Below are 23254 nucleotides of genomic sequence, written 5' to 3'. Positions count from 1 at the left end.
GCGGCGTGCCCGTGGTTTTATTTTGCGTCCAGCGCGTCGATCGCGTTGCGCAGCGTTTGCTGGATCGTTTTCTGCCGCGCTTCGCCCATCACCTTGCCCCCATCCAGCTCGCGCACGTAGAACGTGTCAATCGCTGCGCCTTTTTCGGTCAGGATCTTCGCCGCTGAAATGTCGAGATTCACTTCGCTGAGAGCGTGCGAAATCCCATACAACAGCCCGACGCGGTCCTCCGTTTCAATTTCAATCATCGTCCGATGAGCGGATGACTCGTTGTCGAACCGGATTTCCGTGGGAATGCGTTCTCCTGTGTAGGCCTGGTAAACGGGCCGCACGTTTTTTTGTCGAGCGATCAAGGCCGGCAATTCGGCCTCGCCTTCCATCAGCACGCGATTCAGCCGCTTCTCAAATTCCTCACGCTGCTCGCGGCTGGCCAGGTTTCCTGTCTTGGCATCGATCGCAAAGAATGTGTCGAGGACGATCCCGTCTGCCCGCGTGAAAATCTGGGCGCTCAGGATGTTCATTCCAGCCGCGCTGAATGATCCTGCGATTTTGCTGAACAACCCGGCGCGATCCCATGTGCAGATCTTCACCGCGCTGTAGCCGCGGTCGGGTTCGTTGTGCCAGCTGACCACGGGCGCCAGCGGCGTGTCCTCCTCCGCGATCTGCAGTCGCATGAATCGATGGGCAATGATGAGGTCGTCGAAAATTTCACGCGCAGTGTGAATCTGGAAGTAGCGCGTGGGCAGCGCCACAAAATGTGCCTCCAGCTCGTCAGGGCTGAGATGCCCGTCCATCATGCGTTCCACCTCTGCCATCAAGAGTTCGCGCTGCTTCTCTTCGGCCCGCAGGAATTCCGTCGCGCCCGCCAGAAGCATCGCAGCACGGTTATAGAGCGACCACAACAGCGAGTCCTTGAAGCCATTCCAAAGCTTGTCGCTGGTGGCCATTGAATCAGCAAAGGTCAGGATGGTCAGCAGCGAGAGGTTTTCCTGCGTCTGGATTTCCTTCGCAAATTTCTGGATCTCCATCGGGTCATCCAGATCTCGTCGTTGAGACGTGATGGCCATCAGCAGGTGATGTTCGATGACGAGCCGCAGTGTGTGCGTGGCAGAGCCGTCCAGCTTGAGTCGCCGCGCAACGCGCAACGCGATGCGTCCGCTCTCGTGCGAGTGATTTCCGTGCCCCTTGGGCTTGCCAGTGTCGTGAAGGAGCAGGGCCAGGTACAGCAGGAACGGTCGTTCGAGCTTCTGGAACAAGGGTGAATAGGCGCTGGCCGGCGGCTGGTGCGCATCCCAGATCCGGTCCGCCTGCTCCAGGCACATCAGCGTGTGTTCGTCGGCGGTGTATTGATGATAAAACTCATGCTGCACGAGGCACGTCAGCTTGCCGAAGTCAGGAATGTATTTGCCGAGAAGGCCCACCTCGTGCATGGCGCGGAGAATGGGCGCTACGTTTCCGCGCTGGTTCAGGATCTCGAGGAATGTCTCGCGCACATGCTCATCGTTCAGGAACTCGCGATTCGCCAGGGAACGCTGATTGCGGATCAATTGAGCAAGGTCGGGGTGCAGCGTCAGGCCGCGCTGTTGCGCATAGAGAAACACGCGCATGAGCCGGCGCGGCTGATCGCGGAACACGCGATTCGAAACGGCGTGGATTTCGCCATTCACAAACCTGAAGCCGTCGACCGGTTCAGGCGGAGCGGTTTTTTTGCGCTGGGGAATCAATGCCGTCAGGCGCGACAGCCCCGGAATCCGCCCTTTTTGCTTGGGCACCAGCGCCATTCGCTGTTCGAGAGTGCGCGTGATCAGGTAAATGTTTCGCGAATGCGAGTATACATCGCGCATAAATTTTTCGATGCGCCGGCTGGGCGAACGGTCGGTGTAGCCGAGATTGTGGGCGATCGCGGGCTGCAGCGCCTTGCTCAAAACATCGGTCGCGCGCGCCGTGTGATAATGCATCTCTGACCGTATGCGCAGGAGGAAATCATAGGCAGACTCCAGCTGTTTGCGCTCGCCAGGGCTGACGAATTCCAGTTCCTGAAGATCCTTGAGGGAGCGGGTGCGATGCTTGAAGAACGTCATCCACAGCAGGTTTTGAAAATCGCGAAGCCCGCCACACCCATTCTTCACGTTCGGCTCCTGCATCGAGGCCGAGTTGCCGAACTTTGCGCGGCGCGTCGCCTGGTCCTCAAGCCGCGCGGCAATGTATTCGTCCTCGTGCCCTTCGACGCATTTCGCCACCAGCGCCTTTTGGAATTTGCGGAAAAGATTCTCGTCGCCCACGATCAGTCGCGCCTCGATCATCGAGGTTTTTGATTGCATGTCGGTGTTGGCGACCTTGACGCAATCGTCAACGCTCCTCACGGAATGGCCGACCTTCATCCCAAGATCCCAAAGCGGGTAGAGAATGCCGTCGATCAGCTTCGAAAGGTGCGGCAGCGGTTTTCCTGCGGCCACGACCTGGCCGTCGTGGAGGAACATGAAATCAATGTCGCTGAACGGATTCAGTTCGGCGCGGCCGTATCCGCCGATGCCGACCAATGCCAGGGCGGGAAATTCTTTCTGCGCCTGCGGTGAGAGGCTGTTTTTGGCGGATTGCCAGAGATAACGCAGCAGCACATCGAGCATGAAGGCGCGGGCCTCGCACACCTCCCGGCCCGTGCGTCCGGAGCGATGGTGAAGTTTGAGGCGATGCGATTCAACCTTGAGGAAGGTCTTGTAACGGGCCAGTTCCTGCGCTGGCATTCGGCCGGCTGGCAACTGCAATTTGGCCAAAGCGTTGGCCTCTATCTTTTCCTTCAGGGACTGCATGGGCCTTGAATCTGGTAGAAAGCTGCAAATGCGCAAAGGGAAAAGCGGCGTGGACCGCAGCTTCAGCCTGCTTCACCGTTAAACTCGCCATAGTCGTGGAACTTGCCCCCGCGTCTTTCAGTCCCTGTGCTGAACCGGCGTAAACGCCGCGGTCTTCGACGGTTTCTTCGCAACCTTGTTGCCTGTTCGGTGTTCGCCTAGATTGCCGCGGTTTGACTGAGCGCATGCCCGACGAGCTTGATCCCGATGCCGCCCTGATGCTTCGCGTGAAGCAGGGCGATCGGGACGCTTTCACCCGGCTTGTCGAGAAATACCAGCAACCCATCACCAACCTGATCTACCGCATTCTGCGCGATCCCACCGAGGCGGAAGACCTGGCTCAGAATGTTTTCCTGCAGGTTTACAAATCCGCGGATCGCTACCGCATCTCAGCCAAGTTTTCGACCTGGATTTTCACGATCGCACGCAACCTTTGCCTGAACGAAATCCGCCGCCGATCCCGCCATCCCGCGGAATCGCTGGACGCGCCGAATCCGAATCTCGACGACCAGCCTCTGCACCAGGTGGAGGACAGGAAAGCCTTTGTCCCGCCGGAATCGTTGTTGCACGGCGAACTGGAGCAGAAGATCGATGAAGCCCTGGCGGAGTTGCCGGAAACCCAGCGCACCGCGGTGCTGCTATGCCGTCAGGAAGACATGAGCTACGAGGAGATTGCGAGCGTGCTCGGATGCTCCGTCTCGGCGACCAAATCGCTGATTCACCGCGGGCGCGAGGCGCTCAAGCAAAAGCTGAAGCCATACCTTCGCAGCGGAGTGTGGACAGAACCAAAATCGTGAAACTTTTTCGAAATCCTGGTTTTTGAAAGGAAAGAAAACATGAACGACCCGGAGCAATTGCGCGAACTCGCCTGGCGCCGCCGCCTGACCCCGGCCGAGGAGGCCGCCTGGCGCGCATCGGTTGAAGATGGTGATTCAGCTGCCGAGGTTGATACAGAACTGGCATTGACGGAAAGTCTTTCGCGACTTCCCAACGCGCCGCTATCAAGCAACTTTACAGCGCGGGTTCTCGACGCCGTTGACCGCGAGGGGAAAATGCGCGCACGCGCGACATCCGCAAATAGTTGGTCCTGGCGCCGCCTCCTGCCTCGCCTTGCATTTGCTGTCAGCGGTGTGCTTACCTTGCTCGCAGCGGCCAGCCTCATCTCGCATCATCAACAGGTCCAGGCTCGCGAAATGGCCCGCAGCCTGACGGCGGTTTCGGGGGTCGTATCGCTGCCCAGCCCGGAGGTGTTGCAGGATTTTGAAGCCATTCGCCACTTGAACGCCAATCCCGAGCCCGATGAGCGATTGCTCGCGTTGTTTGAATGATCCCGCGCGGCATATCACGGGACGGGCAGGGCAGCCTCCGGCGCAGTGCCCAACGCATCGTGGCAGCATTGAGCGTGTTGGTGCTGATGTTTGCCGTTGAAGCGCAGGATAAGGGCGGCGTCACTCGATCCGTGGAATCGCTAAAGCGGATCGCGGGAACCGAGGGCGGGTCGGGCAAATCTCCCGTCGAACAATTTCGGGATTTGCTGGCGATGCCTGTATCGGAGCGGCGCCAATCGTTGAGCAACCGGCCGCCGGAACTCAGGCGGCAGATCCTGGCGAAGGTTCGCGAGTATGAATCCCTGAAACCCGCAGAGCGTGAGCTGCGGCTGCAGGCGACAGAATTGCGCTGGTACCTGCTGCCATTGATGAGCGAGCCAAGAACCAATCGTGCGGCGCGGCTCGCGGTGATTCCATTGCCGCAGCGGGAACTGGTTGAGCGCCGTCTGGAACAATGGGACTTGCTGCCGCCGACGTTCCAGGAGGAGTTGCTGAACAGCGAGACGACCGCGCGTTACTTCAGTCAGCTTCAATCCGCGACGCGCGAGCAACGGAGGCGCGTGTTGAACCAGATGTCACCCGAGCGAAGGGCGCGCCTTGAAGCGGGCCTCGATACATGGCGGGTCCTGCCAGAGGCGCAGCGCCAGAAAATGCTGGCGAGCTTCAGCGCCTTCTTTGAATTGCAGCCTGAAGAAAAAGCGCGGGCCTTGGACAAACTCACCGACGCTGAGAAACAGCAGATGGAAAAAACGCTGGCCGCGTATGAGAAGCTGACACCCCAGCAGCGGGCGGAGTGCATCCGCTCCTTCCAGAAATTTGCCAGCCTGAGCCTTCCCGAGCGGCAGGCGTTTCTGAAGAATGCGGAACGTTGGAAGTTGATGTCAGCCGAGGAACGCGAAGAGTGGCGCAGCCTGGTGGAGGTCGCGCCCATCCAGCCCCCGCTGCCCATCGGTTTCGAGCCAGCTCCGCCTCCTCCGCCGATTCCGTGATGCTCAGGTGCGGGCATTGCGGATTGAACCTACCCGCAATTTTCTTCTCAACTGCGGACGTTTGCCCCTAGATTGCCGCCGTGGATCCAGTTGCATTCCAGATCGGGTCGTTTTCTGTTCATTGGTACGGCGTGATGATGGCCATCGCGTTCCTCCTGGGCCTGTGGACTGCCAGCCGCCGAGGGATTCGCGACGGCTTGAATCCCGAACGTGTGCTGGATATCGGCCCCTGGATTATCATCGGCACGATCGTCGGCGCCCGCACGTTGCATGTCGTCAGCTATTGGAAGGAGAAGTTTGCGGACGAACCCGTCTGGGAAATTTTCATGGTGCATCACGGCGGCCTCGTTTTTTACGGCGGCCTGATTGGAGCTTCGCTCGCATGCATCCTTTACGTTCGCTTCCGGAAATTGCCCCTTTGGAAAATGGCCGATGCCCTCGCGCCAAGCATCGCCTTGGGCTACATCTTCGGGCGGATCGGATGTTTCCTGAATGGCTGCTGTTACGGCAAAGTCTGCACACTTCCCTGGGCGGCGCGTTACCCTGCCGGCCACGAGACTCATCCGCTGAACGGAGTTGCCGCCGCCGTTCATCCATCGCAACTGTATGATTCACTGCTGAGCCTTGGATTGTATCTCGGCCTCGCGTGGTTGTATCGGCGCAAACGGTTCGACGGGCAGGTCTTCGCGGCATACCTGATCGGCTACTCCATCACGCGGTCGATTGTGGAGGCCTTCCGCGGCGATTACACGGAGGCGCATCTTTACGGGCCATTAACGCCCGCGCATCTGATCAGCATTGGTATCCTGCTGGCGGGAATAGCCCTTTTCGTGGTCTTGCGCCGGCCCGCGATTCCCAAATCCAGTTGAGGTCCATGGCAACGCCTGCACAGGCTCCACCCGCCGCGGTTTACATCGCTGGGCCGACTGCGGTCGGGAAATCCGAGATTGCCATCCTCCTCGCTGAACGCATTAACGGCGAAATCATTTCGGTCGACTCAATGCAGGTGTATCGCGGATTGGACATAGGAACCGCCAAGCCTTCGCTCGCCGAGCAACAACGCGTGCGACATCACCTGATCGATGTTGTCGGTCTGGAGGAATCATTCGACGCGGCGCAATTCGTGAGGCTCGCGCGCGCGGCTGAGGCCGGCATTCGAGCGCGGGGTCGCGTGCCGATCTTCTGCGGCGGCACGGGGTTGTATATCCAGGCGTTTCTTGGCGGGCTGGGTGAAGCTCCGCCGGCCGATCCTGAGTTGCGCGCGCAGCTCGAAGCTGCGGAACCGGAAACGTTGCTCGCCGAGTTAAAGGAGCGCGATCCGATTACCCACGAGCAAATCGACCGCAAGAATCTGCGCCGTGTTGTGCGGGCGCTCGAAGTCATACGCCTGACCGGCAAGCCGTTTTCATCCCAGCGCGCGGCGTGGGACGCCTCCGCGTCGTCCGTGCCGAACTTTTTCGGCATTGCGCGCTTGCCAGCTGACCTGAGGGATCGCATCAACCGGCGTGTGGATCGGATGTTCGACCTGGGGTTGGTGGAGGAGACGCGCGGGTTGATTGAACGTGGTTTGACCACGAATCCAACACCCATGCAGGCGATCGGATACCGGCAGGTGGTTGAATACCTGCAGGGTGACCGGTCCTTGGCCGATACGATCGAACTTGTGAAGGTCAAAACCCGGCAGTTTGCGAAACGTCAGATGACGTGGTTTCGCAAAGCCCCCGGAGTCCAGTGGATCGAACTGGATGCGACGACCAATTTCGCTGGCGTTGTGGAAACCTTGGCGAACCGGCGAAGTCGTCTTAGCGCTTGATCGATTGCACGTAGCGTTCGATGCGATCGCCCGCCTCGATGAGTTGCTCGTAGCTCGTCGCGAAGCAGGCGCGACAAAAGCCCGCGCCATTTTCTCCAAAAGCCGATCCCGGCACCATCGCAACGCGTTCCGCCTGCAGCAGGCCCACGGCAAATTCCTTCTCCGACATTCCTGTGACGCTGATATCGGGGAACGCGTAAAAGGAACCACGTGGCATGTGGCACTTCAGGCCGGTTTCATTCAGCCTGCGCACGATGAAATCGCGGCGACGGTGATACTGCTCGCGCATGGCTTTCATCGGCTCTTCGCCGTGCCGCAAGGCCTCCACTGCGCCTTCCTGGCTGATGATGGAAGCGCACATCATCGAATATTGATGCACCTTCATCATCGCTTCGATGAGGGGCGCGGGGCCGCATCCGTACCCGATGCGCCAGCCTGTCATAGCAAACGCCTTCGAGAAGCCATGCAGGAATATTGTCCGTTCCTTCATCCCTGGAAGGCTCGCAATGCTGACGTGTTCGCCCTCGAAGGTCAGCTCGGAATAAATCTCATCGCTCAAGACGAGCAGGTCCTTCTCAATCGCAAACTTCGCGATCGCTTCCAGTTGCTGCCGATTGCACGTGCCGCCCGTTGGATTGCAGGGCAGGTTCAGCATCAACAGTTTGCATCCCGGTTGCCACGCCGCGCGCAATGCTTCGGCTGTCAGGGCAAAGTTGTCCTTCGCGAACGTCGGAACGGGCGCCGCAGTCCCGTGGGCAAGCGTGATGCTCGGGTGATAGCTCACATAGCACGGCTGATGAAACATCACCTTGTCCCCGGGGTTGATCAGCGCCCGGGTCGCAATATCGATCGCTTCGGAAACCCCAACGGTAACGAGAATCTCGTTCTCAGGATTGTAGCTCACCGCGAACCGCTGGCCGACGTAGCGGGATATTTCCCGGCGCAATTCAATCAGGCCCAGATTCGAAGTGTAATGCGTGCGGCCCTTTTCGAGGGCGTAGATCGCAGCCTCGCGAATGTGCCAGGGCGTGTCGAAATCCGGTTCGCCGATGCCGAGTGAAATGACGTCCTGCATCTTCGCAACGACCTCGAAGAAGTCGCGAATGCCCGATCTGGGCAGGTCAATGACATGCTTGGCAATGAAACGCGTGGTGTCCATGTGAGGATCAAATTTGAGATTTCAAATTTGAGCGGGTCAGGGCGCGACCTTCAGGCGCTCGTTCTCCTCAGTCTTAACATCCAGGAGAAATCCCTGTTCCTTGTAGGAGCGCAGCATGAAATGCGTGGCCGTTGAAAGGACGCCTTCGATCGACGAAAGTTTTTCGGAAACAAACGCTGCGACGCGCTGGAGCGTGGCGCCATTGACGAACACCAGGAGATCGTAGCCGCCTGACATGAGATAGCAGGATTCAACCTCATCGAAGCGGCTGATGCGTTCGGCGAGGCGGTTGAATCCGCCGCCCCGCTCGGGCGTGATCCGGACCTCGATGACGGCGCGGACTGTTCCGGCGGCCTCGTTGCTGACGTTGAGCACAGGGCGCCAGCCCAGGAGGATACGATCCTTTTTAAGTTGCTCCAATTCGCGATTCACGTCGGCTTCGGACAGCTTGAGCACCTGCGCCATTTGCGCGGTGCTGAGGCTGCCACCCTCGAGCAATAGTTTGATCACCGGATTCATTTGCGGGGCGGAGTGTGTCAAAATCCCGGGCTAAAGCCACTCCATTTATGATTCAATCCCAGGTGTTTTTGTGCGGGGCAGGGACAGCACAGCGGAGAAACCTGAAAATCAAATATCCATCCCCCTCTTTTCTATTTCCAGGGACATGGTATGGTGCTGCAGCGATTTACATTAGGACCAGCGCAACTCGTTGAAAGCTTTAATTGATACAAGGAACACGAAGACCGAGCGCGTCTTCCTCATCGGCATTGAACTCAAGTCCCGGAAAAGCTGGGAGCACCGGGAATCGCTGGAGGAACTTTCCGAGCTTGCGGCCACCGCTGGAGGCGAAGTGATCGGGGAAGGGGTTCAAAAGCTGGAGAATCCGAACGCCACGACATTCATCGGCAAGGGGAAAGCAGAGGAGTTTGCCGCCTTCTGCCGGACGCATCAGGTAGACACGGTTGTTTTCGACGACGAACTTTCCCCGGCGCAAAGCCGAAACCTCGAGAAGGTTTTCAATTGCAAGGTCCTGGATCGCACAGCGCTGATTCTCGACATCTTTGCGCAACGCGCCCGCACGCGTGAAGGCAAGCTCCAGATTGAGCTCGCGCAATTGCAACACCTGCTGCCGAGGCTCACCCGCTTCTGGGGCCACTTGTCGCGGCAAAAAGGCGGCATCGGCATGCGTGGCGGTGAAGGTGAATCGCAGTTGGAAGCGGATCGCCGCAAGGTGCAGGAACGCATCGATCGCCTCGAGCGCGATCTTGGCGTCGTTCGAAACCAGCGCAACATCCAGCGCTCGGCGCGGCAGCGGAACAACTGGCCGCTCGCTTCGATCGTCGGTTATACGAACGCGGGCAAATCCACGTTGCTCAACCGGCTGACGGGCGCGGCAGTTCTCGCTGAAAATAAATTGTTCGCAACGCTGGATCCCACGACGCGGAGACTTCGACTTCCGACGAACCAGAATGTCCTGCTCACCGATACCGTCGGTTTCATTCGCAAGCTGCCGCACGGGCTGGTCGAAGCTTTCAAGGCGACGCTCGAGGAAGTCGTTGAAGCCGACCTGCTGTTGCATGTTGTAGATGTCAGTCATCCGCAAGCCGATGAACAGATCAGGGCTGTCGAATCCGTGCTGCAGGAGATCGGAGCTGATGGCAAACCGGTCCTGATGGTTTTCAACAAGATCGATGCGCTGAACGGAAGTGGGGAGAAGTTGCACGCGTTCATGGAGCGATACCCGAATGGCGTGCCGATTTCCGCAGCGAGCGGCGAAAACATGACGGCGCTTTTGGCGGAGCTGGGATCGCAGCTGCGTCCGATCCGGGAGTTTGTGGAACTGGCGGTGCCGCACGATCGGTCGGATGTAATTGCGCGGCTGCATGAAGTTGCGCAGGTGGTGGAACGGCATTACGAAGGTGACTCTGCGCGATTCAAGGCGCGCATCCCGCCGAATTGCCATCGCGAGTTCGAACGCTTCCTGGTGCGCGAGTTGCAGACGGCTTGAAGAAGGCGCGCAGCCTTCAGGCTGCTTCAGTGTCGAGATTGCGAAGATTGTGGCACTTGATTGCGCGCCCTTCACCCGCGATTTGAAGCCGCGGCAACTTGGCGGCTCTCCAGCCTGGCATTGACGCGATCGCGTGGTTGCCGTTTAATCCGGCGCATGCATGAGGGGCTTCGAATCAGGGACATGCCAGACAGTGAACGGCCACGCGAACGGCTCGCACAATGCGGCGCTGACGCTCTCCGAAATTCTGAACTGATCGCCATTTTGCTTCGCACAGGACTGAAGGGCGTTTCAGCCATCCAGGTTGCGGAGCAGTTGCTGCACAAGTTCAACACGCTCGACAACCTCTCGCGCGCCGCCATCGAAGACCTGCGCCAGATCAAGGGCATCGGCCGCGACAAGGCGATCGCACTGAAGAGCGCGTTCACGCTGGCACGGAGAATGGCAGCGGAAATCCGCCAGGAATCTCCAACGCTGGATAATCCCGAACGCATCGCGGACCTCCTGCGCGAAGAGAATCGATCCTACACGGTGGAAAATTTCCAGGTCATTCTGCTGAACACGCGGCGTCGATTGATCCGCGTGGAACGCATTTCGCAGGGCACACTCGATACAATCCTTGTGCATGCGCGCGAAGTTTTCAAACCCGCCATTGCTGCAAACGCGTCCGCAATAGTTCTCGCGCACAATCATCCGAGCGGCGATCCAACACCATCCGAAGCAGACGTGAAGGTCACGCGAGATTTGATCCGCGCCGGCCAGTTGCTCAAGATTGAAGTGCTCGATCATGTGATTCTGGGGCGCGCCACGCAGGATCGGCCGAAGGATTACGTCAGCCTGCGGGAATTGGGGTATTTTTACTGAACGCAGGTGCGGGTAGCGGCCCGACACTGAATGGTTCCGCCGCAAAGAAAAGAACTCATGAATGCCCGTGCCAATCAGCTGTTGGTAGCGGGAGGCGTCGCATGCTTGATTCTGGGTAGCATTCTTTCCCGGGTTGTCGAGCAAGGTGTCCGTGTTGAAAAAATAATGCTGACGCCAAACACACCCGCAATTCGATTCGTTCGTGAAACTCCGGGGCTCCATCCTGTGGTGCTGCTGGCCCATGGAGCAACCGGCTCAAAAGAAAACTTCTTTCGTTTTGGCGAGGCGCTGGCTGCCGCTGGCTTTGATTGCTATTCAGTGGATCAAGCGGGACATGGTGCGTCTCCCCAACCTTGTTCCCTCACAAACCTGTTGCTGAAACCACAGGCGCTTCTGGGGACACTGCGAGCTGTGGATGTTTACATTGGCCATTCGATGGGGGGAAGTGTCGGCGCCTGGAACGTGCGGGAAGCCGGGTTTCGCCCGAGGCTCTTTATCGGCGTCGGTGCAGCAGACCCGCTGGGCGAGGACGGTCCCCCGGAGCTTTTGCTGGCCGGCTTCTTTGACGAATTCATTCGGCCCGCTTTTTTACGAGCCCGCACGAATGCGACAGTGGTCATTTCTCCCTGGTCCGACCATGCCCTCGAGCCCTTCGATCCGTTGCTCGTGCGGGCGGCTGTTAAAGCGTCGTGCGCTGCTGTTGGAAAGCCCCCTCCCGCTGCTGTCACAGCGTGGCGATGGCGCCTTGTGGGGTTGATCCTCGGCATGACGGGCGCGTTTGTCCTGATGTTTCGCCTGCCAGAACTTCATCCGCGACTCGCACAAACGCGGAAATGGATGGTGCCCTCGATCCTTCTTACCACAGGCATTTTGACGCTCAACTCCTGGATTGGCGTGATGCCCCAGTGGCGTCGCGTTCCCTATCAGCTTCTTGTATTCGCTGTCATCTGGCTGATGCTCACCGGTGTCCGACGATTGCGCCTGCCAAGGTGGAGCCTTGCTGCCGTTACAGCGCTCTTGGCGTTCGTGTGCCTTGCGCTGCGGAACGCGTATTCCGCAAACTTTTTCGTTCTGGCGATGTTGATGTGCACATTCGCAGTGAGCACTGTGTTGTTGGTGGGCGGAGGAGTTGTTGGCTGGATCGCCGCTCGTGGCGGGTCGCTGCGGGACGGGGATGTTGCGATGGCGATCTTTGCGGGTTATGGGATCGGGCAATTTATACCGCTGTCCTTTTGAAGAGAGGGAACTTGCGGCCAGGCAGGTGCGCGCTTAAAAGACAGGCGCAATGTCCCACGACCAGCTGGCCTTTATGTCCCTTGCCATTCTCCTGGTCGCGTTTCTTTATTCTTCCGTGGGTCACGCCGGGGCATCCGGGTATATCGCGATCATGTCGCTGTTCGGCGTGGCCGCAACCGTGATTCGGCCGGCGGCGCTCGTGCTCAACATTCTTGTGGCGACCATCGCGAGCTGGCAATTTTGGCGCGCTGGGCATTTCCAGTTCCGTCTCTTCTGGCCGTTCGCAGTGCTCGCGATTCCGTGCGCCTTTCTTGGCGGATATATTCATCTTCCCACACGGATGTTCCAGGTGTTGGTTGGAGCCGTATTGCTGTTCTCGGCTGCCCGGTTTTTTGCGAAGCCTTCTGATGACACAGTGCGAAAGGAACCGTCACCGTGGCATGCCGTTCCAATTGGCGCAGGGTTGGGATTGTTGTCGGGGTTGACGGGAACAGGCGGTGGAATTTTTCTCACGCCGCTCCTGCTGTTCATGCGATGGGCGCGCGCGCGACAGGCGGCCGCCGTGTCCGCAGTCTTCATCCTTGCCAATTCCAGTGCGGGACTGCTGGGAAATGTCGTCAGTACATCCTCGTTCCCGGCCTTTGTCGTTCCATTTGCCGTTGCGGCCGTCCTGGGCGGAATTGCCGGGTCGTATCTCGGCAGCCGGCGCCTCCCTCATCAGGCGATCAAGCGGTTGCTGGCCGTGGTGCTCCTGATCGCAGGTTTGAAACTGCTCCTCACGTGACCGCGTGACGTTACTCCCGCAATTGTTGCTGATTGCGATACTCACGCGGGCTCAGCCCTATCACGGCGCGGAATTGCCTTGTGAAGTAATTGCTGTCGTTGAACCCCACCTGAAATGCAATGTCCGTCACCGACTCATTCGTCTGGCGCAGCAGCCGCGCCGCGTGCCGAATGCGCAACTCAATGAGGTAGGCGATCGGTGAGTTCCCCGTGGCAGCCTGGAAGCAGCGGATGAAGGTCCGCTTCGGCATGTGCGCAATGTCAGCAAGGCGGTTCAGGTTCAGCGGTTCGGCGAAATTGGATTCAAGGTGCGCAATGGCTTCAGCGCTTCGCAGCAGTGCACGCGAGTCGGAACCTTTGAATCGCGAATAACAACGCGACAGGTAACAGACAATCTGCATGAAGAGCGCCGTGGATTGAAAGCCGAACCCTGGCAGCCTCGCTTTCAATTCACTTTCCAGTTGGTCCACAAATCCCAGGACCGCCGACAATTCCGCAGGCGAAAGGCGCAAGCGGCTGGTGAATTGCCCGCGCCGCCGCCACACCGGCTCAAGCGTGAACAGCGCGTGATATCCTGGAATCGATGGGAGGTCGCCCGGTTGGACGCGCAGTTTCCCTGCATCGAAGAGGATGTTGATCAACGCAAGCTTCTCCAATTCGCGGTATTCGTGAACCCGGGGTCCGCCAATGACGAACACCTCGCCCGCCGAGAGGCGCCAGGAATCGTGGCCCGTGACATGCAGGGCGGTGCCGGCAGTCACCAGGACGATCTCGGAAAATTCGTGCTTATGGGGAGGGAACGCGGGTTGCGGTTCGCGCCGCTCGACCGACAGGGGAAACGCGTCCGTGAACCAGTCTTTGGCCTTTAATGTCAGCATTTCTGTCGATTTTCAGCGTTGCACTTTCATGGCGATGAGTGTGGCTTCGCTGCGCTGCGCAACGTGGCAGGATCGTGCTGAAGTCTGGCCACTTTGTGAAGGAGAAATCTGGTGCGTTTCACAATCATTGCGTCCGTCCAATACGCGCAGCGCCGTTGCAATCAGGTTCGAACCTTGGCCCGCGCGTGGCGGCGAATCACGAAACCTATGCATTCCTTCAAGCTGAACAAATCCAGCGTGGAAAAATCCTACAAGCTCGCATCCGAACGTTACGCGGCGCTTGGGGTGGACACGGAGAAGGCGCTCAAGGCGCTGGCGGGGATTCCGATTTCCATCCATTGCTGGCAGGGCGACGACGTTGGCGGCTTTGAAAACAAGGGGATGGAACTGGGCGGCGGGCTCGCCGTCACGGGAAATTATCCCGGAAAAGCGCGGACGCCTGACGAACTGCGCGCGGATTTTGAGAAAGCCATCTCGCTCATTCCAGGGAAGCATCGCTTTAATCTGCACGCATGCTATGCCGAAATGAACGGCCGCAAAGTGGATCGAGATGAATTGGGTGCCGACCAGTTCCGCAATTGGATCGCGTGGGCAAAAGCAGAAGGGTTCGGCCTCGATTTCAATCCCACGTATTTCGCGCATCCGAAGTCCGCCGACGGTTTCACCCTGTCTCATCCCGACAAGGAAACCCGGCAGTTCTGGATTGAGCATGGCATTCGATGCCGCGAGATCGGGGCCGCCATTGGCAAGGCATTGGGCAGTTCCTGCCTGACAAACCTTTGGATTCCCGACGGCATGAAGGACACGCCCGCAGATCGAAAAAGCTATCGCGCGCGCCTCGCTGAATCGCTCGACGCGGTGTTCGCGAAACGCATCGATCCCAGGCTCAACGTGGATGCAGTCGAACCCAAGCTGTTCGGCATTGGATCGGAAAGTTATGTCGTGGGTTCGCATGAGTTCTACCTCGGATACGCCGTGAGCAGGAAGAAATTGCTGACGCTGGACGCGGGTCATTACCATCCGACGGAAGGCATCGCCGACAAGATTTCCGCAGTGCTGCAGTATCTGCCCGAGATTGCGTTGCACGTCAGCCGCGGCGTGCGGTGGGACAGTGACCATGTGGTGACGCTGACAGACGATTTGAACGCGACGGCGCAGGAAATCGTGTGGGGCGGCTACACTGGCCGCGTGCGGATCGGCCTGGATTATTTCGATGCCTCCATCAATCGCGTGGCGGCATGGGTCATTGGCACGCGCAATATGTGCCGCGCGTTGCTGGGAGCGCTGCTGGCGCCGGTTGAGGAATTGCGCGTGGCCGAGCTGGCCGGCGATTACACGTCGCGCCTCGCGTTCATGGAAGAAACCAAGACGCTGCCTGTGGGAGCGGTCTGGGATTATTACTGCATGAAGCAGGGTGTGCCTGCAGGCGGCGCGTGGATGGCGGAAGTGAAGAGCTACGAAACGAATGTTCTGTCCAAGCGCTGAAACAGAACGCAATCTGGCGCGGAACCCGAAACCCGAATGTAACGCAGCAACCTGACTATGAATCCGTCTCCATTCCTTGGCGTCGTCCTGCACTGGCTGGGAGGCCTTGCTTCCGGCAGTTTTTACGTTCCTTACAAAGCGGTGAGGAAATGGTCGTGGGAAACGTACTGGCTCGTGGGCGGCATCTTTTCCTGGGTGCTTTGTCCCTGGGCGTTTGCCTATTTCATGACCAACGACCTGTTTGGCGTCATTGGGCAACAGTCGGCGCGAACGCTGGCATGGACATATTTGTTTGGCCTGCTCTGGGGATTTGGCGGATTAACTTACGGACTGACCATGCGATACCTCGGACTATCGCTGGGGACGGGTGTTGCGCTCGGATTCTGCGCAGCGTTCGGCACGCTTGTGCCGCCAGTTTTTAAATGGCTCACCCCTAACTTTTTTGTGTTCGCGGAAAGCCCGAGCATCCTGGAAGTTGTGCAGGATAAGTCGGGTATCATCACCCTGGGCGGTGTTGCCACCTGCTTGCTGGGCATTGGGATTGCCGCGCTTGCGGGCTACACGAAGGAATCGGAAATGCCGGCCGCGCAGAAGAAGGAGTCGATCAAAGAATTCGATTTCAAAAAAGGAATCCTGGTGGCGACCTTCTGCGGAATCATGAGCGCATGCTTTGCGTTTGCACTGCAGGCGGGGAAGAGCATGGACGCCGCATCGCTGGCCGCAGGCACCGACAAGATCTGGACCGGCCTCCCCACATTGCCCATCCTGCTGCTTGGCGGCTTCACCACCAACTTCATCTGGTGCACCTACCTGAACATCAAGAATCGCAGCGGCTATCAATACCTTGCGCAGCAGGTGCGTCCCGAACATGCCGGGCTGCAGGCGGCGGGCGGCGAACACAGCACGGGAGCGCAGGTGACAGCAACAACGAACGACCTTCGCGTGCCGCGCGCGTCGAATTATTTCTTCTCGGCACTCGCGGGCACCACGTGGTACTTCCAGTTCTTTTTCTACACCATGGGCGCAACACAAATGGGCAAGTTTGACTTCGCCTCATGGACGTTGCACATGGCGAGCATCATCATCTTCGCAACGATCTGGGGCTGGATCTTTAAGGAGTGGAAGGGCTCAAGCAAGAAGGCGCACGGACTGATCGCCGCCGGCGTCGTGACCCTGATTCTTTCGACGATCATCATCGGCTGGGGCACGTATCTCAAGGGGCAGGCAGGCGGTCATTGAACGCCTGCGCAGCTATACAGGTTTCCAAATTGTCCTGTTCTCCGCAGTAGGCTGCTGCGAAGGACGGCGATTCAACAGACTCGGAGGCCTGCGCTGCGAAAAGCCTCGCGGGTTTTTGCCTTTTGCGTTGGCCAATCCTTTTCTCCATTCTGGCGGCGTGCAGTCAGCCCCAGTCATTGCGACGGTCCTGGTGCTGTTTTTCGCAGGCGCCAGTTTCTTTTTTGCGCTCGCGGAAACAGCCCTGTTCTCGCTCAGCAACTGGCAGGTGCGCCAGCTCGCCGATCGCAAGAAGCACCTCGGCGGCATCGTCGCCCGCTTGCTGTCCGAGCCGCAGGACCTTCTTGCAACCATGGTCCTCGGCAATACCTTCGCCAGTGCCGCGATGCTCGCGACGGCGTTCTGGATGGCTCTAAGCGGACACTGGCCGCTCTGGACTACGATCCTGCTGTTGTTTGTGCTGATCCTTTTCGGCTGCGAAGTGTTGCCAAAAACGCTGGCTGTCCGGCGCCCTGAGTTGTGGGCGCTGCGAGTCGCTCGACCGCTGCTGTTGCTGGAAAAGCTCGCGTGGGTTTTTCGCGTCACCGCCCAGAAGCTTAACAGCGCGATTCTGCGCTCCATCATTCCCGAATCCGTTCAGCCGCAGGTGGCCTTCAGCGACGATGAATATCGCGAACTCGTCGAGCTCGCCTATCAGCAGGGATCGTTGCGACAGTCCGAGAAGGAAATCATTCTGCAGATCATCAGCCTCGATCGGCGCACCGCCCGCGAAGTGATGAAGCCGCGCTCGCAGATCGCCTGCATTTCTGACGATTTGTCGATCGAGGAAATGGTGGCCGCTGCCAAGAAATTCAAGCATCGCCGCCTGCCGCTCTATGACGAAACGCCGGATACCATCGTGGGCATTCTGAACACGCGGGCGCTGCTGCTGGATCCGAATGTGGACCTTGCGGATGCGATTGAATTTCCATCGTTCGTGCCGGAATCGATGAACCTTCTCCAATTGTTGAAGAGCCTCCAGCGGCAGCAGCGCGGAATGGCGGTCGTGCTCGACGAATACGGCGGGACGGCCGGCTTGGTAACGACTGAAGACATCCTGGAGGAGATGATCGGCCGCATCCGGCCGGAAATGGAAACTGAACGCTTCATCATGGAGAAGCTGGGCAAGGGCCGCTGGCGCGTCAGCGGAACCATGCGGCTCGATGATTTTCGGCGTGAACATCCGCCCCTCGGGAACGTCGCCGAAGTTGAAACAATGGGAGGATTGCTGGCGATGCTGTTGCATGTGGTTCCGTCACCGGGAGATTCGGCATTGTTTCACGGGCTGAAGCTTACCGCGGTTCTCACAGACGAGCGCCGCGTCAGGGAATTACTGGTGGAGGTCGTTCGATGACGGACAATCCCTTGATCTGGGCCTTGCTCCTGGTGGCATTGGGGTGGTCGTTCCTGCTGTCTGGCATGGAAGCGGGAGTATTCGCTCTCAGCCGCGTTCGCATTCGGCAGCAGATGCGTGCGGGACGTGCTTCGGCACAATTGCTTTACCGATATCTGGAGAATCCAGAAAACTTTCTGTGGACGATCTTCGTCGGCAACACGGCCGCGAATTTCTTCATCTTCGGCTGGGCCATCTATTTATTGCATCGTGCACTTCCGCAACAGCGGGTCGCCTTTATTCTCCTGTTCGCGAGCGTCGTGTTCCTGTTTTACACGCTGTTCGACCTGCTGCCGAAGATGCTGTTCCGCACGTTTCCCAATCGCCTGTGCCTGGCGATGGCGCAGCCGTTCCGGATTTTGCATCTTGTGTTATGGCCGCTCGTTGCAATCGTCGAAGGCGCTTCTTCCGTGATGCTGCGCGTGAGCGGTGGTCGCGCTTTCAAGCGTCACCTCTTCGGAAATCGCGAGGAGTTGCGCCACATCATGCAGGAATCCGCACAGGCCTTCAGCAGCGAGGAACGCACGATGATCAATCGCGTGCTGGATCTGCAAAGCGCCACGGTGCGGCAGATCGTTCGTCCGTTGGAGCAGGTGGTCACCGCGGAAGCCGAATGGCCTGTCAGCCGCGTCCTGGAGGAATGCCGCGAACACCAGTTCACCCGCGTGCCTGTTTGGGGAAGCCGCGATGGGCAGCGTCGAATCGTTGGCCTCGTCAGCCTGAACGCCTTGCTGTTTGAACCCGCCATTGACCCGTTAAAGCCCATGGCCCGTTTCATTCGTCCCGCAATTTACCTGGATGAAGACTTGCGATTGGAAATCGCCCTGCGTCAGATGCAGCGCAGCGGCCAGCGAATGGGAATCGTGTTGTCGCGCGATAGACGCGAGATTGGAATTGTAACGCTCGAGGACATCCTGAAACCGGTGTTCGGGGAGGTAAAACTCTGATGGATTGGCCCGCGATCGTGGCGGTCAGCTGGAAGATCCTCGCTGTGATCTTCCTGGTGCTCCTGAACGGATTCTTCGTTGCCGCGGAATTCGCGCTCGTGAAGGTGCGCGATACGCAGCTCGAAAGCTTTGTTGTCAAAGGACAGCGACGCGCCAAGGTCGCCCGCAAGATTTTGCGCAACCTCGACGCGGCCCTCAGCTCCACCCAGCTCGGCATCACGCTCGCCAGTCTCGGACTCGGCTGGATTGGCGAACCCGTGTTCATTGTACTGCTGGAACCGGTCATCCGATTCTTCCAGGTCGAATCCCCTGAAGCGCAACATACCATCGCGGTGATCGTCGGATTCGCGACGATCACGTTTCTTCATATTGTGGCAGGCGAACTTGCGCCCAAGTCGCTGGCAATCCGCAAATCGCTCCAGACTTCCATGTGGGTGGCGATCCCGCTCGATGTCTTCTACAGGGTTTCATTTCCGTTGATCTGGATTCTGAATCAAACGGCGAACTGGCTGCTGCGGCGTTTCGGAATCGAGCCAGTGACGGAGGGTGAACTCGTGCATTCCGAGGAGGAGTTGCGCCTCATTGTGGGTGAGTCGCAGAAATATTCACAGGCTTTGCCCTTCGGAAGACTGATTGTTTTGAATGCCCTCGACCTGCGCCAGCGCACGGTTCGCGAGGTCATGCGCCCAAGACAGGAAATCACCGTTCTCGACACGGAAGCGACGATGGCTGAATGCATGGAGGTGGCGGAAAAGACCCGCTATTCACGATTCCCGCTGACTGAGGCCGGAGACATCGACAAGACACTGGGGGTTGTGCATTTCAAGGACCTTTTCGCGATGCGGCTGAAGGCGCGCTCAGCGGCGGAGCTGCTGCCCGTCACCCGCAAGCTGATTTACGTTCCCGAGACTGCGCGGCTCGAACGCGTGCTGCAGACATTTCTCGCACGCAAGTCGCACCTCGCAATTGTCGTGGATGAATATGGCGGCACGATGGGATTGGTGACGTTGGAAAACATCCTTGAAGAAATTGTGGGCCAGATTCAGGACGAGTTTGACCAGGAAAATCCGCTCCTCACGCGAATCAACGAAGGGATGTGGGACGTCGCGGGGGCGCTTCCATTGCACGACCTCGAGGAGATCGTGGGGGAAACACTTCGCGACGAGGGCATCACGACCGTGAGCGGCTGGATCACACAGCGGCTGGGCGGTTTTCCACGCGAGGGGAACACCGTGATCGTCGGGCAGTTCGAATTGCGGGTCGACGGAATGGACGGCACTCGCGTCTCCAAGGTGCGGCTGATCCGGTTGCCAGGTCCGCCGCCAGAACCGGAATAATTTTTACACGCGTCGATTGCTCTGAGTCGGCGGCGTTTTCCCAAGCAACATTGTTCCAAGACGGGGAACTGCGCAGGCGAAGGCTGCAGCGACAATGACCGCAGCGCCAAGCGTGAACTGCATCCGAAGGAGAAGTAGCGCAAACGTGGCATCCAAAGCCAGCCATACCATCGGGGAACCATAGTCGACGGGTTGCGCACCCGGCTTTTTGTGAATCAACATCGGGGTCACGAATGTCATGCAAACAATGCTTGTGGCAAACCATCCCGCAAACAGGGTGAGGGGAGTTCCGTGCCATGTGACGGGCAGGGTGCTTTTCCACATCCAAAAGCGCCGCGGCCCGCTCGCCCAGGGATCAATGGCGGCGATCGAAACAACGCTCAACAACGAAGCGATGCAAACGAGCCAAAAGCCATAGATGCGATGATTCCTGAAAGGGTGCAGTGCCCACTTCGCCATGCCGCGGGAGCTGAGGATCACGACCACCCAGATTGCAGGGATTGCTGCAGGGAGAACTCTGAAGAGCCGCGGCCCTGCGGCGTCGGTGAAAACAAAGGGTCCAAACACAATGCCCGTGAGCGCTCCAATTGCGTGGGCGCCGCCCGCTACAACCGAAATCACCAACGCCGCCCAGGCGACATTTTGAAGAGGCCAAGCGCGCGAAGCAGAAGCGATGGTTGCGATTACCCCGGTCAGAAGCAGCATGGCAATCATGCTGTTGTCGGAATCGTGCAACCCCTCACGCGCAACGCAGGCGGCGCTGATGACGAACGCGAGGAGGCAGCCCACGCGGAGGGCTTCGGCCCGCCACGGAATTCCTGCGCACTGCGATTGTTCCTGCATCGACTTCAAGTTATCTGGCTCGGTCATTTCCTACAGCTTGAAAAGTGTCTCGTTAAAAGGCGGTCAGTGTCTTATGGCCGATTTCGAATCGCACATCGCGTAAAGAAGGTTTCGAAACCTTCTGTCCTTCCGTGGTTGAACGGAATCGTTCCGGCTTGGTTGTTTACGGGCGCCGTTGCTGGCGTTGAACCTGCTCCGCTTTTCGCGAAGATCGTTGTTGAATCCTATGACTTTGCTCGAAATTCGGAATCAGGTGGAGAATTGTGCACGCCAGATGAACGACCGCTACGGCGCAGTGGTGTTCGACGAATGGGCCGTCGTTTCGGTCGCCCAACACAAGGCGCAAATCCTTTGGTATCAGGGCCCTCGCAATGACGCCTTTCTGGCCAGCTTCGTTAGCGACCTCGGCGCCTTGCGTGCCGAGTTGTTGAATGGCCGGTATTCAGCCGGCGATTTTGAATTCACCCGGCACGCAACAGGCACGCTCTTTGAAGCGTTCATCGTGCTTGGCAGGGGGCTCTACCTCATCTGCAATAACACGCGGGCTTCGATGAACGAGATCGCCCTCAATTCCCGATGGTTGAACGCGCAGGTGCCGTTCGCTGAACTGGCCGATCATTTGCGCGCCAGTCCCCTTGCTGACGCGGCCTGACCCTCAGTTCAGAAGACCCTTCCAGATGAAGACGCAGTAGGCTCCGACGCAAACCCATCCCACGATGCGCGGAAGCCCGCCGAACAGGGCAACGCACAGGACGTGGAGAATGGTCGCGCCGAACAGGAGCAGCATCCCGGTTTCGAACATTGCCGGGACGGCGACTGTTTGATGCAGCGCGAAAATTCCGACGCACAACGGAATGCAGATGTGTCCATCACCGACCTGCGAGGTGTAAACAATTTCCGGGTTTCCACGCCAGCCGTAGTACAGCGCGAGGAGGCCATTGGGCAGAACCATCAACCACCCGCTCAGCCACCCCAGGTTGTCTGCGTTGATGAACCCGCCAGTCTTAATTTGCCGGACCCACGTGACGAGCCACTCGATGCTGATGTAAGTGGCCCACGCTCCCAGTCCCAGCAGCAGCAGGTCAATGGGCAGCATCGCATCAAAGGACTTGTTCTGCCGCGCATTGGATTTCAGAACCTCGAAGACATGAAACATCTGCCAGAAGAAGAACAATCCAATCAGCACCAACCCGTCGTTGAAATCGAGTTTGCCATCGCGTGCCAATGCCCACACGGCGCCTGTGAACACGAACACGGCGGTGAGCGTGAGCAGGAGTGAGAGGCGATTCGTGCGATGCTCCGATGTGCCGGAGCGCTTTTTCTTTTTGCCGCCACTGCGCGGCGAGAGGCTCATCCGCCAGAAAATTGCAGGCAGCCCGAGCAGCAGCGTCATGTTGGTCACGTTGTTGACGAGCGAGTTCGTCATCACTTCGGATCCCGAGCTGCCGGCCCGAGCGACAACGAATGCGAACATGAGGTTTCCGATGCCTGAACAATACGGCATGATGAGCGTTCCCAGGACGGTTCCCTCCAGGCCCCCGGCGTTCATGCATTCCAGGCGCCAGATCATCAGCAGCGACGCGGCGATGAACAGCAGCACGAAGAGGAGCGGCGCCCAGGCGCCTGCGACTTCGATATGGCGGACGAGTGAATTCAACGGCTCGAAGCTTAAGCGACCCGTTCCTCGGTTGGCAATCGGCGCCCTCGGACAAGCAGGGAAGTTCCCCTCGATTTAAATAAATGCAGCTTGGCTGCTGCAGGCCCATTCGTCTTCCGCCGCCATCTCTGCGTCCTGCTGGTGAAGAATTCGTTTGCCCACGGGTCAAAGAATCGGAAAACCACGAATCACACCAATCACACGAAATCGGATTGGAAATTTACGGAAAGCAGCGTAATTGACGTAAAAACGTTTTCCGTTTCAATCCTTGTCCCTCTCCCCCTCTTCCGAGCGCAGCCGGAGGAGGGGGCCGGGGGGAGGAGGAACGTTTCATCTTTTCATCTGCCTCACCAACCATCTTCCTCCGCTATCTCTGCGTCCTCCTGTTCAAATCCCGTTTGCCAACGGGT

General features: G+C 58.6%; 21 protein-coding genes. 15 read left to right on the top strand and 6 right to left on the bottom strand.

Annotation, left to right across the window (positions count from 1 at the left end):
• Positions 1–17 precede the first annotated feature (17 nt).
• On the bottom strand, positions 18–2810 hold the full coding sequence (gene glnD, locus VEH04_19345; protein ID HYG24930.1) for a [protein-PII] uridylyltransferase: 2793 nt from the start codon (positions 2808–2810) through the stop codon (positions 18–20).
• A gap of 224 nt (positions 2811–3034) precedes the next feature.
• Here glnD and VEH04_19340 point away from each other — a divergent pair, with 224 nt between their 5' ends.
• The 5 genes from VEH04_19340 to miaA all read left to right on the top strand — a co-directional run bounded on the left by VEH04_19340 (position 3035) and on the right by miaA (position 6979).
• A complete protein-coding gene (locus VEH04_19340; protein HYG24929.1) occupies positions 3035–3646 on the top strand; it encodes a sigma-70 family RNA polymerase sigma factor in 612 nt (203 codons plus the stop codon).
• A 39-nt stretch (positions 3647–3685) separates the two neighbouring features.
• Positions 3686–4177 (top strand): hypothetical protein, encoded by a 492-nt coding sequence (locus tag VEH04_19335; GenBank protein HYG24928.1) that lies wholly within the window; start codon positions 3686–3688, stop codon positions 4175–4177.
• Positions 4174–5166 (top strand): DUF3106 domain-containing protein, encoded by a 993-nt coding sequence (locus tag VEH04_19330; GenBank protein ID HYG24927.1) that lies wholly within the window; start codon positions 4174–4176, stop codon positions 5164–5166. Before VEH04_19335 ends, VEH04_19330 begins: the two co-directional genes overlap by 4 nt.
• A gap of 80 nt (positions 5167–5246) precedes the next feature.
• Positions 5247–6035: a prolipoprotein diacylglyceryl transferase gene (gene lgt, locus VEH04_19325; GenBank protein HYG24926.1), complete on the top strand. Its 789-nt coding sequence runs from the start codon at positions 5247–5249 to the stop codon at positions 6033–6035.
• 5 nt (positions 6036–6040) lie between these two features.
• Positions 6041–6979 carry a tRNA (adenosine(37)-N6)-dimethylallyltransferase MiaA gene (gene miaA, locus VEH04_19320; GenBank protein ID HYG24925.1) on the top strand — a complete coding sequence of 313 codons (939 nt, stop codon included), beginning with the start codon at positions 6041–6043 and terminating at the stop codon, positions 6977–6979.
• On the opposite strand, the gene VEH04_19315 is transcribed toward miaA, so the two are convergent.
• The gene (locus VEH04_19315) at positions 6969–8138 is read right to left on the bottom strand and encodes an aminotransferase class I/II-fold pyridoxal phosphate-dependent enzyme (GenBank protein ID HYG24924.1); all 1170 of its coding nucleotides are present in this window, start codon (positions 8136–8138) and stop codon (positions 6969–6971) included. The two genes, miaA and VEH04_19315, sit on opposite strands and share 11 nt — an antisense overlap.
• Before the next feature lie 36 nt (positions 8139–8174).
• Positions 8175–8657: an Lrp/AsnC family transcriptional regulator gene (locus tag VEH04_19310; protein HYG24923.1), complete on the bottom strand. Its 483-nt coding sequence runs from the start codon at positions 8655–8657 to the stop codon at positions 8175–8177.
• A 190-nt stretch (positions 8658–8847) separates the two neighbouring features.
• On the opposite strand from VEH04_19310, the gene hflX reads away from it, so the two are divergent.
• The 4 genes from hflX (at position 8848) to VEH04_19290 (ending at position 13030) form a co-directional block, all read left to right on the top strand.
• Positions 8848–10146 carry a GTPase HflX gene (hflX, locus tag VEH04_19305; GenBank protein HYG24922.1) on the top strand — a complete coding sequence of 433 codons (1299 nt, stop codon included), beginning with the start codon at positions 8848–8850 and terminating at the stop codon, positions 10144–10146.
• A gap of 156 nt (positions 10147–10302) precedes the next feature.
• Positions 10303–11010 (top strand): DNA repair protein RadC, encoded by a 708-nt coding sequence (gene radC, locus VEH04_19300; protein ID HYG24921.1) that lies wholly within the window; start codon positions 10303–10305, stop codon positions 11008–11010.
• A gap of 165 nt (positions 11011–11175) precedes the next feature.
• Positions 11176–12246 (top strand): alpha/beta hydrolase, encoded by a 1071-nt coding sequence (locus tag VEH04_19295; protein HYG24920.1) that lies wholly within the window; start codon positions 11176–11178, stop codon positions 12244–12246.
• A 49-nt stretch (positions 12247–12295) separates the two neighbouring features.
• Positions 12296–13030 (top strand): sulfite exporter TauE/SafE family protein, encoded by a 735-nt coding sequence (locus VEH04_19290; GenBank protein HYG24919.1) that lies wholly within the window; start codon positions 12296–12298, stop codon positions 13028–13030.
• Positions 13031–13040: 10 nt separating this feature from the next.
• On the opposite strand, the gene VEH04_19285 is transcribed toward VEH04_19290, so the two are convergent.
• Complete coding sequence (locus tag VEH04_19285) at positions 13041–13907, bottom strand: helix-turn-helix domain-containing protein (GenBank protein HYG24918.1); 867 nt, start codon at positions 13905–13907, stop codon at positions 13041–13043.
• 207 nt (positions 13908–14114) lie between these two features.
• Here VEH04_19285 and VEH04_19280 point away from each other — a divergent pair, with 207 nt between their 5' ends.
• From VEH04_19280 to VEH04_19260, 5 genes are all read left to right on the top strand, one after another.
• Positions 14115–15392, top strand: coding sequence for an L-rhamnose isomerase (locus VEH04_19280; protein HYG24917.1), 1278 nt, complete (start codon positions 14115–14117; stop codon positions 15390–15392).
• Between the two features lie 57 nt (positions 15393–15449).
• Positions 15450–16631 carry an L-rhamnose/proton symporter RhaT gene (gene rhaT, locus VEH04_19275; GenBank protein HYG24916.1) on the top strand — a complete coding sequence of 394 codons (1182 nt, stop codon included), beginning with the start codon at positions 15450–15452 and terminating at the stop codon, positions 16629–16631.
• Positions 16632–16788: 157 nt separating this feature from the next.
• On the top strand, positions 16789–18021 hold the full coding sequence (locus VEH04_19270) for a hemolysin family protein (protein HYG24915.1): 1233 nt from the start codon (positions 16789–16791) through the stop codon (positions 18019–18021).
• The gene (locus VEH04_19265; protein HYG24914.1) at positions 18018–19007 is read left to right on the top strand and encodes a CNNM domain-containing protein; all 990 of its coding nucleotides are present in this window, start codon (positions 18018–18020) and stop codon (positions 19005–19007) included. Before VEH04_19270 ends, VEH04_19265 begins: the two co-directional genes overlap by 4 nt.
• Positions 19007–20344, top strand: a complete 1338-nt coding sequence (locus VEH04_19260; GenBank protein HYG24913.1) for a hemolysin family protein — start codon at positions 19007–19009, stop codon at positions 20342–20344. Before VEH04_19265 ends, VEH04_19260 begins: the two co-directional genes overlap by 1 nt.
• Before the next feature lie 3 nt (positions 20345–20347).
• Here VEH04_19260 and VEH04_19255 read toward each other — a convergent pair whose 3' ends face one another.
• Positions 20348–21214, bottom strand: a complete 867-nt coding sequence (locus VEH04_19255; protein HYG24912.1) for a carotenoid biosynthesis protein — start codon at positions 21212–21214, stop codon at positions 20348–20350.
• A gap of 199 nt (positions 21215–21413) precedes the next feature.
• On the opposite strand from VEH04_19255, the gene VEH04_19250 reads away from it, so the two are divergent.
• Positions 21414–21839, top strand: coding sequence for a hypothetical protein (locus tag VEH04_19250; GenBank protein ID HYG24911.1), 426 nt, complete (start codon positions 21414–21416; stop codon positions 21837–21839).
• A 3-nt stretch (positions 21840–21842) separates the two neighbouring features.
• Here the strand turns inward: VEH04_19250 and VEH04_19245 are convergent, their stop codons facing one another.
• Positions 21843–22844 carry a sodium/calcium exchanger protein gene (locus tag VEH04_19245; protein HYG24910.1) on the bottom strand — a complete coding sequence of 334 codons (1002 nt, stop codon included), beginning with the start codon at positions 22842–22844 and terminating at the stop codon, positions 21843–21845.
• Positions 22845–23254 lie beyond the last annotated feature (410 nt).

The sequence above is a fragment of the Verrucomicrobiia bacterium genome (genome assembly GCA_035629175.1).
Classification (GTDB): Bacteria; Verrucomicrobiota; Verrucomicrobiia; order Limisphaerales; family DASXHY01; genus DASXHY01.
This window is presented reverse-complemented; position numbering and strand designations above follow the sequence as displayed.

Bases quoted from the DNA above. Each gene is read 5' to 3' on its own strand.
- VEH04_19255 (HYG24912.1), bottom strand. From the start codon at position 21,214: ATGACCGAGCCAGATAACTTGAAGTCGATGCAGGAACAATCGCAGTGC.
- VEH04_19260 (HYG24913.1), top strand. From the start codon at position 19,007: ATGGATTGGCCCGCGATCGTGGCGGTCAGCTGGAAGATCCTCGCTGTG.
- VEH04_19280 (HYG24917.1), top strand. From the start codon at position 14,115: ATGCATTCCTTCAAGCTGAACAAATCCAGCGTGGAAAAATCCTACAAG.
- VEH04_19265 (HYG24914.1), top strand. From the start codon at position 18,018: ATGACGGACAATCCCTTGATCTGGGCCTTGCTCCTGGTGGCATTGGGG.
- VEH04_19285 (HYG24918.1), bottom strand. From the start codon at position 13,907: ATGCTGACATTAAAGGCCAAAGACTGGTTCACGGACGCGTTTCCCCTG.
- VEH04_19295 (HYG24920.1), top strand. From the start codon at position 11,176: ATGCTGACGCCAAACACACCCGCAATTCGATTCGTTCGTGAAACTCCG.
- rhaT (HYG24916.1), top strand. From the start codon at position 15,450: ATGAATCCGTCTCCATTCCTTGGCGTCGTCCTGCACTGGCTGGGAGGC.
- VEH04_19335 (HYG24928.1), top strand. From the start codon at position 3,686: ATGAACGACCCGGAGCAATTGCGCGAACTCGCCTGGCGCCGCCGCCTG.
- VEH04_19340 (HYG24929.1), top strand. From the start codon at position 3,035: ATGCCCGACGAGCTTGATCCCGATGCCGCCCTGATGCTTCGCGTGAAG.
- VEH04_19330 (HYG24927.1), top strand. From the start codon at position 4,174: ATGATCCCGCGCGGCATATCACGGGACGGGCAGGGCAGCCTCCGGCGC.
- radC (HYG24921.1), top strand. From the start codon at position 10,303: ATGCATGAGGGGCTTCGAATCAGGGACATGCCAGACAGTGAACGGCCA.
- VEH04_19310 (HYG24923.1), bottom strand. From the start codon at position 8,657: ATGAATCCGGTGATCAAACTATTGCTCGAGGGTGGCAGCCTCAGCACC.
- VEH04_19250 (HYG24911.1), top strand. From the start codon at position 21,414: ATGACTTTGCTCGAAATTCGGAATCAGGTGGAGAATTGTGCACGCCAG.
- miaA (HYG24925.1), top strand. From the start codon at position 6,041: ATGGCAACGCCTGCACAGGCTCCACCCGCCGCGGTTTACATCGCTGGG.
- glnD (HYG24930.1), bottom strand. From the start codon at position 2,810: ATGCAGTCCCTGAAGGAAAAGATAGAGGCCAACGCTTTGGCCAAATTG.
- VEH04_19290 (HYG24919.1), top strand. From the start codon at position 12,296: ATGTCCCACGACCAGCTGGCCTTTATGTCCCTTGCCATTCTCCTGGTC.
- VEH04_19315 (HYG24924.1), bottom strand. From the start codon at position 8,138: ATGGACACCACGCGTTTCATTGCCAAGCATGTCATTGACCTGCCCAGA.